The sequence below is a fragment of the Arenibacter amylolyticus genome, assembly GCF_002150785.1.
Taxonomy (GTDB): domain Bacteria; phylum Bacteroidota; class Bacteroidia; order Flavobacteriales; family Flavobacteriaceae; genus Arenibacter; species Arenibacter amylolyticus.
The window spans coordinates 65,167-74,470 of sequence record NZ_MTAZ01000045.1 but is presented as its reverse complement, the minus strand read 5'-3'; the positions used below and the strand labels follow the sequence as shown (position 1 = coordinate 74,470).

General features: G+C 41.0%; 6 protein-coding genes. 2 read left to right on the top strand and 4 right to left on the bottom strand.

Annotation, left to right across the window (positions count from 1 at the left end; translation table 11 throughout):
* Positions 1 to 438 precede the first annotated feature (438 nt).
* Positions 439 to 1,761: an IS110 family RNA-guided transposase gene (locus BV214_RS14080; RefSeq protein ID WP_086478148.1), complete on the bottom strand. Its 1,323-nt coding sequence runs from the start codon at positions 1,759 to 1,761 to the stop codon at positions 439 to 441.
* Positions 1,762 to 2,285: 524 nt separating this feature from the next.
* On the opposite strand from BV214_RS14080, the gene BV214_RS14075 reads away from it, so the two are divergent.
* Both BV214_RS14075 and BV214_RS14070 read left to right on the top strand, forming a co-directional pair.
* Entirely contained in the window at positions 2,286 to 5,315 is a 3,030-nt protein-coding gene (locus BV214_RS14075; RefSeq protein WP_086478147.1) for a SusC/RagA family TonB-linked outer membrane protein, read from the top strand.
* A 12-nt stretch (positions 5,316 to 5,327) separates the two neighbouring features.
* Positions 5,328 to 6,824: a SusD/RagB family nutrient-binding outer membrane lipoprotein gene (locus tag BV214_RS14070; RefSeq protein WP_086478146.1), complete on the top strand. Its 1,497-nt coding sequence runs from the start codon at positions 5,328 to 5,330 to the stop codon at positions 6,822 to 6,824.
* 108 nt (positions 6,825 to 6,932) lie between these two features.
* Here BV214_RS14070 and murA read toward each other — a convergent pair whose 3' ends face one another.
* The 3 genes from murA to BV214_RS14055 form a co-directional block, all read right to left on the bottom strand.
* A complete protein-coding gene (murA, locus tag BV214_RS14065; protein ID WP_086478145.1) occupies positions 6,933 to 8,240 on the bottom strand; it encodes a UDP-N-acetylglucosamine 1-carboxyvinyltransferase in 1,308 nt (435 codons plus the stop codon).
* A gap of 4 nt (positions 8,241 to 8,244) precedes the next feature.
* Positions 8,245 to 8,898, bottom strand: coding sequence for a DUF4290 domain-containing protein (locus BV214_RS14060; protein ID WP_086478144.1), 654 nt, complete (start codon positions 8,896 to 8,898; stop codon positions 8,245 to 8,247).
* Positions 8,899 to 8,990: 92 nt separating this feature from the next.
* The gene (locus BV214_RS14055; RefSeq protein ID WP_086478143.1) at positions 8,991 to 9,278 is read right to left on the bottom strand and encodes a DUF493 family protein; all 288 of its coding nucleotides are present in this window, start codon (positions 9,276 to 9,278) and stop codon (positions 8,991 to 8,993) included.
* Positions 9,279 to 9,304 lie beyond the last annotated feature (26 nt).

Here is a 9,304-nt window from a genome sequence, read left to right as displayed (position 1 = left end):
AAAAAACAATATACAAGCCATGAATAAAAAACGAACCAGGGCCGAAAAGTGAAGGTACGGTGTACCTTTGACTTTGAGGAGCCAGCTGTAGCGAGGGGCAAGATTTCGTATCCTTTAAATGATTTCTATACCAAGGCCGGAACCAAAGTAAGAAGCATATTGTTTTGAAAGTTTTTCACTTTTAAGTGGTCAACCTAAATCGGAGACGAAAACAATTGTTTATTGCTAATTGATTATTGTTTACTGAAAAAACTGACTACCGTTTACTGACTACTGAGTCCATCTAAATTCTCTCTACTTTGTACTCAATACTATAAAAAATCCCTCCGCTTTGCACTTTCAGGCAAACCACCTCCCTTTTAAATTAAAGGGAGGAGCTTTTGATTTCCCCCCTAGTAGAGGTCAACCTATATCTGGGACGTACAAGAAAAGCCACTATCATATGACTAGATTTGTATTTAGCTGGTATGTAGCTAGTTGAGCTTCTATTTTTTCTTTTGCTTTTTCCAAAGATACAAGTTTTTTTCGCCAATATTTCTCTTGTGCTCCTTCCATGATATCTGGCCTGAACTCCTCTTTTTCTGTTACGAGCTTGTAATACACGGATGCTATTTTTCTTGCGGTACCCACAATGGCATGTCCTGAGCCAGATCTTGCTTTTTTCTTTCGCAAGTAATCACCAAATGGGTTTTTCGCGTTCCATAGCCCGTTCGCAGCTTCTCTTAATGCCTGACCGGCACGGTTCTTTTTTTTCGGCACCCTGCTAGAGATCATTTTGCCTCCTGTAATCTTATTGTTGGGCACGACGTTGAGCCATGAGAGGAACTGTTTTTCGGTCGGAAATTTTTGTTTGAGGCACGGCCCTGTCTCAGAAAGCAAAGTTAATGCGGTTATGTCCTTCAACCCCCATATCTTGGTTACGTCCACACCGAGGACATCGTAAAGGTATTGGGTAACGTTGAAGTCGGGTTGATTCTTGCGTGTCTTGTTGCCTTTTATGGATTTGGTAGCACCGGGGTCTTTATCTAGGCGTTCTAATGCCTTTTCTGTTGCAAGGTCGCAGTCCTTGAGTCGGTTTTCAAGAAATTGGTAATGTTTATAGGATTGTTGCAGACAGAAGATTTGTTCCTCTCGCCAATTACCTTCAAGGCTCTTTAGCAAGACCTGCTTACTCGCCTTGATTCGTCTGTCTCGGTGTTGTACCAATACTTTGTAATCACGCTCACCAGCGAGGATGGATTCGATAATCGAGCGACCGGTCTTGCCTGTAATATCGTTGATGACATTAGCCAATTTTATATTCATCTGTTCCAGGGCTTTCTGCATACGTTGAGTCTGCCGTGACATTTCTTTTATGAGGTTTTTTCGCTCGCGTACGTAGCAACGCAGGCTACGGGTCAGGTTATCTGGTTGAAAGCACGGGTTTAGCAAGCCACAGGCGTGTAGGTGCTGCAACCACTGGGCATCGCTTATATCGCTTTTGCGTCCGGGGACATGTTTGACGGCTTTTGCATTGACCAGATAGACTTCGAGTCCATAATCTAATAGTATTGTGTACAAATGGAACCAGTAAACTCCTGTGGATTCCATAGCCACAGTTTTAATACCTAGTGAGCAAAGCCATTGGGCCAATCGATGAAGGTCGGCGGTAAAGCTTTGAAAGACTCTGACCTTAGTAGCGCATTCTTTAGGAACGGCCACATAGTGGTCCCTCGAGGAAATATCTATCCCTGCTGCCATAGAATTTAGTAACTTTGCCATAATAAATTATTTTATAAGAGGGATCCTCCAGCGTGCCTTAATGAAGCATAAGCTATCATAAGGGGTCTAGGCCTCCAGTCGGTATGTTAAGAGCACGCACGCCTATACTGACGAAGGGGCTTTTTAGCACCAGTGTTGTTTAAGGTCTGTGAGGGTCTCTCTTTGTTATTCAATAAAGTTACAAAAAGTCATATTGGCCGGTAGTCCCGCACTTCAGCGGGGGAGGTACTGACTACTGTTTACCGTTTACTGGCTACTTAACCAATCTCAATACTCAATACTAACTACTTTGTACTTACTACTATAAAAAATCCCTTAACCCTATAAATCAAGTAGTTAATCTAAAAGCCTAAATTCCTCCCATTTCCTTCATCGGTCATCAAAAGCCTATAAGATATTGATTTACAGAAATATAAGGAAGGTTCGCAAACTATTTAAGAAAAATTTCTTTTTGATTGTAAGTAAATAGTCTGATCAAATTTTAATATACTTGTAGGTTTATAAATAAATTAACTAAACCTATTATGAAATTAAATTTAATTCTTGCATTGGTTATGCTATCCTCAAGCATTGGCTTTGGGCAACGCATTCAGGGCAAGGTCACCGATGAATCCGGTGTTCCCTTACCAGGAGTAACCGTATTGGTGGTAGGAACCACTACGGGTACCACAACAGATTTTGATGGTAATTATGCCATTAACGCAAAAGAAGGTGAAAACTTATTATTCTCTTATCTAGGCATGCTTTCACAAACCATCCGCCTAGGGTCCCAATCTACCTTGAATGTGACAATGAAAGAGGATGCCACTAGTTTAGATGAAGTGGTGGTTACGGCTTTTGGAAATGAAAGCAAAAAGAGATCCCTAACCAACGCCGTACAATCCATTAACGCCGAGCAGTTACTGCAAGGAAACCAAAATAATATGGTAAATGGATTACAAGGGAAAGTATCTGGAGTTACGGTGGTAAATTCTGGAGGTGCCCCAGGAGCTTCTTCTGTTATCCTTATTCGTGGAGGGACTTCTATTACGGGGAATAACCAACCCCTATTTGTGGTAGACGGAATTCCAATAGATAACTCTACGAATTCCAGTTTAATTGTGGCTAGCACCAACAGAGCATCGGATATTAACCCAGAAGATATAGAGAGCATCTCTGTATTAAAAGGACCCACTGCTGCTGCCTTATACGGAATTCAGGCATCAGAAGGTGCTGTAATTATTACCACCAAAAAAGGGAAAGCCGGCGTAAGCAAAGTTTCGTATTCCGGATCCCTTTCCGTGGATAAGGTAATAGGTACCCCAGAAACCCAAAAAATATACGGACAGGGGAGACAGGTAGGAACGGACAGCTCTTTTACCTACGATACCGAATCCGAGTTTTCTTGGGGTGATAAAATAGCACAGGGCACTCCATTGTTTAACAATATTGAAGGTATATACCAGACAGCGGTTACTCAAAACCATAATGTTAGCTACTCCTCTGGGAACGAAAAAGGCAATATGTATTTTTCTATTGGTGACCTTTCCCAAGAAGGAGTTATCCCGAGTACCAGCTATGATAAAACCTCCTTTAAGGTGAATTTAAACTCCAATATCAGAAAAAATTTAACCCTAGGGGTATCCGGGAATTATATAGATACAAAAATAGCAAGCACAAGACAGGGAAATGCCACAGGAGGAAGCTTTAGAAGCCTACTTGCATACCCTTCCAATGTGAACGCTAAGGATTACAGCAACCCGGATGGATCTCAAAAAACGTTTTTCCTAGATCAACAATTCGATAATCCGTATTGGAGTATTAACAATAGTCCAAACACGGATCAGGTTAAACGACTGCTTGGAGTAATCAGTCTAAACTATAAGTTTTTAGAGGATTTTAATCTATCCTACAAACTAGGTATTGATAATTACAGCGAATACAATAAGAAAATTATTGGCGACGGTTCCTTAATCGAAAATCTGAACAAAGGAAGTATAAGTCAATTTGAAAAAGATCATAGCGGCCTAACATCCAATTTAATATTACGATACAATAAAGAGGTGTCCCAAGATTTCACCATTGATGCTATGGCTGGTAACTCTGTAGAAGAACTGGATATCAGGACAACCTATAGCAGCGGACGTGGCTTTCAAGCCCCAGGGATCTATAGTATTGGAAACATCCTTATCGAAAACCAGCAAATTAATGAGGTAATCACTAGAAAGCGAATCGTGGGTGTTTTTGGAGAGCTCCAATTGGCCTGGAAAGACGCCTTGTTCCTCACTGCAACCGGAAGAAATGACTGGTCCTCTACCCTACCAAAAAACAAAAGATCCTTTTTCTATCCGTCTTTAGGAACCTCGGCCATACTTACAGATTTAATAAAGGACATTAAAACAGACGAGGGCTTAAACTATTTAAAATTTAGGGCCACCTGGGCAAGAGTAGGTAAAGATGCTCCAATAGGCGCATTGGAAAGCTCCCTAGGGACTAATATCAATGGTCTGGCCAGTTCTGCCTATACATGGAATGGAGTGAATGTGGGTAATCCAAATCTGGAACCAGAATTTACAAACAGTTATGAGGTAGGTGCCGATATGAGATTTCTTAAAAACAGGCTTAGTCTAGATTTGAGTTATTATAGAAACAAATCGGATAATCAGATTCTAAGGGATATCCGTGTACCTCCTACTACAGGTACATTCTATGCCACCCTAAATGGGGGAGCCATTGAGAACAAAGGAATTGAAGCCCTACTTTCCGCTAGAATATTGGAGAAGAGTAATGGAATTTCCTGGGGAATGGATTTTAATTTTGGTATGAATAAAAGCAAAGTCTTGGAACTCCCTGGATTTTTAAATGAAGTATACTTATCGGACTCATGGACCTTTAGGAACTCAGCAGCTGGGGCCGCTATTTTGGATGGTTCGTTATTTGGATTAAGAGGAAAGCGTCCTCTAAAAAATGACAATGGCGAAGTTGTTATTAACTCCAATGGTTTCCCTGTGCTTTCTGATGAGACCTTTACAGACGTAAATAGGTTGCCAGACTGGTCTTTAGGAATTACCAACCGAATTGCTTACAAAAACCTAAGTATGTCTTTTTTACTAGACATTGTTCAAGGCCAGGATATTTACAATGCAACCGAATCTGCCCTGGTTTATTATGGACTTAGTACTAATACCTTGGATAGAGGGGAAAGTACCACTTTAAACGGGGTTACAGTAGATGGAAGTCCAAATAATGTTTCCGTTGTAAAAAACCAGAAATATTTCCAAGATTACTATTCTACCAATTCTGAAAATTTCGTTGAGGATGGCTCCTTTGCCCGATTGAGGTATGTTACGCTTTCCTATCAATTTCCGAAGGATATGTTAGATAAAATAGCTATAGGCTCTATGGAATTATACGCTACGGCAAGAAATCTCTTTACCATTTCCAATTACAGCGGAGTAGATCCTGAAATAAATACTTTTGGCGCAGGAATTTCCGGAGCTGGATCCATGTATATAGATAACTTGGGAACCCCAAGTACCAGAGGATTCGATATAGGATTAAAATTTACTTTCTAAAAAACATATAAGATGAAAATATTTAAATATTTATGGATATCGGTACTTCTTGCAAGTACCTCGTGTTCCGACGACTATTTTGATGTGAATGGTTCGGAGACTGCCCCTACCACCACGTCCTTAGCACCCCAGTATCGCATACAGGGCGCTATTGAAAATACAACAGGGACTGCACAATACAGGGGCATGCGAGAAGTTTTGGGAATCGTGCAATACGGCTCACAAAATGTTGCCGATTACTATTCCGAAACATGGAGTTCCTTCCTAACCACAGGAAGGTACTTCTTATGGCAAAATGCCTATGTGTATGCCTTGCCTAATACCGCAGACCTTATTGTTTTGGGAGAGGCGTATGATTCCCCCAACTTTGTGGCCGTAGGGAAAATTTTGAGGGCTTACATCTTGGGAATGACCACGGACCAATATGGTGATATTGTGATTGGGGATACCTACGACGGGAAAAGCTCTATGAACATTACGCCAAAATTTGTCACCCAGGAGGAGGCCTACAAAACCATTCTACAACTGTTGGATGAGGCAATACTACATTTGGACGAGGAAAGCGCCATAGGTCTTAACCAAGAAGGCGGCGATGTACTCTATAATGGAAACCAGGAAAACTGGAAAAAATTTGCCTATTCCCTTAAAGCCAGATATTTAAACCATTTGAGCAAGAAAACCTCTGGTGAAATGGCTTATAATCCTGATGCTATCATAGAAGCTTGCAATAATGCCATAGATTCCAATGAGTTAAACGCACAGAAAAATTATGGAGGCGGGGAAGCAGAAAATGACAACCAGCCCTTTAGCGCCAATGGATATGGTTCCTCTAGGATGGACTTCTTTTCAGATTTCTTTGTGAAGTTATTAAAGAATCCGCTTAATCTAACCATACCCACCCAAGATCCTAGACTAGAAATAATAGTTCCTGAAGCCGTTAATGGTGGCTACCAAGGGGTGGTTATTGGTCGTGGTCTTGCAGGAGAATCTCCAGATGATTATTCCCTAGGAAATGGTGGATTCTATACCAGCGCAAGCTCCCCCACCTATATGATTACTTACAGTGAGGTAAAATTTATTTCTGCCGAAGCCAAATTTAGAAAAGGTGACAAGGCCGGTGCCTATGCAGATTTTAAGGAAGGAGTGAGAGCCGACCTTGAAAAGCTAATGGTGCCTGCTGATCAAATATCGGACTATATGACGATGTTGGACATGGAAGTAGGAGAAGAAAATTTAGGACTATCCCACATCTTCGTGCAGAAATATATCGCCAACGTATTAAATCCAGAAACTTGGGTAGATATGCGTAGAATGGACTATAGCGATGCTATTTATCATGGTCTAAAAAGACCCGAAAATGTAAATCTAGATATCTTTCCTAATGAGGATGACTGGATTCAAGCCATGATGTACGAATACAATGAGGAAGATAGGAACTATGAAAATATGCCCGACAATAACCCGTACGTTCGGTTAACAACTCCCTTATGGTGGAATACTGCTGAATAAACTGCTTTCAACCTAGAATTGCTAGCATTAACAAAAACTCCCGTAAATTATCTTCACGGGAGTTTTTTTTTATCAATACCTTTTGGCTTTAGGTAATCTGGAAATCTTTTAGATCCTTGTGATCTTGGCCCCAATTGCCCTTAGCCTAGTGTCTATATTCTCATAGCCACGGTCTATTTGTTCAATATTGTGAATGGTAGACGTTCCTTTGGCCGACAGGGCTGCAATTAACAGGGAAACCCCTGCCCTAATATCCGGAGACACCATGGTAGTAGCCTTTAAGCTCGACTTAAAGTTGTGTCCAATTACAGTAGCTCTATGTGGGTCGCAAAGAATGATCTTGGCCCCCATATCTATCAATTTATCAACAAAGAAGAGTCGGCTTTCAAACATTTTCTGATGAATAAGTACTTCCCCTTTTGCTTGGGTCGCCATCACTAGGATAATACTTAGCAAGTCTGGCGTCATTCCCGGCCATGGTGCATCCGAAACGGTTAGAATGGACCCGTCTATATAATTCTGAATCTTGTAGCCGTCCTTTTGTTCGGGGATAAAAATATCATCGCCTCTACGCTCTAACTCTATTCCCATTTTCCTGAAAACACTGGGAATCTGTCCTAGATCGTCCCAGCTCACATCTTTAATGGTCAGCTCACTTTTGGTCATGGCTGCCAACCCAATCCAGCTACCTATCTCAATCATATCTGGAAGCATGCGGTGTTCCGTACCTCCAAGGGATGTTACCCCCTCAATTTCCAATAAATTAGAGCCTATACCCGTAATCTTGGCCCCCATTCTATTGAGCATCTTACAAAGCTGCTGCAAATAAGGTTCGCAGGCCGCATTGTAGATAGTGGTCTTTCCCTCCGCAAGGACCGCTGCCATTACTATATTTGCGGTCCCGGTAACCGATGCCTCGTCTAATAGCATATAGGTTCCTTGCAAGCGATCTGCTTCCACACCGTAAAAGTGCTCTTCCTTATTATATCTAAACTTGGCGCCCAATTTTATGAATCCTTCAAAATGGGTATCCAATCGTCTCCTTCCAATTTTATCCCCTCCAGGTTTAGGCACATAGCCTTTTCCAAAACGGGCCAACAAAGGTCCTACTAACATGATGGATCCCCGTAATCCTCGTCCATCTTCTTTAAACTGGGCAGATTGTAAGAATTCTAAATTGATGTCCTTGGCCGTAAATGAATAGGTACTCCTATCTATTTTTTCGACTACCACTCCCAAATCTTTCAACAGAGCGATTAGTTTATTGACATCTACAATATCTGGAATATTGCTAATCGTAATTTTTTCCGGGGTAAGTAATACGGCACAAAGTATTTGCAACGCTTCGTTCTTGGCCCCTTGAGGCGTAATCTCACCAGACAACTGGTGCCCGCCTTCAATTTTAAATGTTCCCATAAAATTAATGACGCTTTTTACCGCGAGAGTGGTTTCTTTGAGATTTTTTTGATGAAGAGGTTCTGGAGGTTTTGGCTACCCTATTTTTTAAGAACTGTCCGCTTTCGGTTAAGTTCTCACCTCCCTTGGCAAGGTCTATTTGACCGTCACTAAGTTCATATAAATGCTTAAATATGATCTTGTCGTCTACGGTATCCTTATTCCAGTTTAGGTAACACTTTTTCATGTGATTGGCAATGGCGTATTCCAATCCATCGCGCTTATCACCTTTTTCCCATTTTACGGCAACATCAATCATCCGTTTAATGTTGTTCCCATAAAATCGGTATTTTGGAAAATTTTGAGGGTATCCCAAGGGATCTGGCCTCCTTTGCAAGCTTTCCTTGGAAGTAATGGGAAATGGGGAAGTTACGTTCAGTTTAAAGTCGGACATAATAAATAGCTGATCCCACAACTTGTGATGAAAATCTGGCACATCGCGCAAGTGAGGCTGTATATTCCCCATTACACTTATGATTGCCTTGGCTATCCTGTCCCGCTCTTCATCGTCCTCAATGGAAACCGCATAGTCCACCATTTTTTGGAAATGACGCCCATACTCGGGAATAATGAGCTTAGAGCGCTCAGTATTGTATTCTAAGTTTTCTACTAAATTCAAATCGAAATGTTTATTGCTAATGATTTATGTGTTGATAAGGAAGTATTCTTATAACGCTCGCAAATTACTAAAATTATGCTAGATATACTATTTTATAGCGATATTACCCCTTCCAACTTCCCTACAGCCTTGTATTTTTCGATCACCGCATCTGGACCATCCAAGTTTACAGTGATAGATAGACTGGTGTATTTGGCCGTTTTTGAGGTTTTAGATTCTATAACCGCTCCGGTATTATCGAAAATAGTTTCTATCTGTTTTATTTTCTCGCTATTGGTAGGTACAATAAATTTATAGAGGTAATTGGAGGGCCACTTGCTTACTGTAGCCAATTGTTCCTTTAATCTTTTGTAGAAATCTTCCGAATTTTGTGGTTCCATGCCCTTATTTTTTTGGCAAAGATATA

What these genes read in the sequence shown, in the direction of transcription:
- BV214_RS14080 (WP_086478148.1), bottom strand. Translation starts at nt 1,761, where the DNA reads ATGGCAAAGTTACTAAATTCTATGGCAGCAGGGATAGATATTTCCTCG.
- BV214_RS14075 (WP_086478147.1), top strand. Translation starts at nt 2,286, where the DNA reads ATGAAATTAAATTTAATTCTTGCATTGGTTATGCTATCCTCAAGCATT.
- BV214_RS14070 (WP_086478146.1), top strand. Translation starts at nt 5,328, where the DNA reads ATGAAAATATTTAAATATTTATGGATATCGGTACTTCTTGCAAGTACC.
- murA (WP_086478145.1), bottom strand. Translation starts at nt 8,240, where the DNA reads ATGGGAACATTTAAAATTGAAGGCGGGCACCAGTTGTCTGGTGAGATT.
- BV214_RS14055 (WP_086478143.1), bottom strand. Translation starts at nt 9,278, where the DNA reads ATGGAACCACAAAATTCGGAAGATTTCTACAAAAGATTAAAGGAACAA.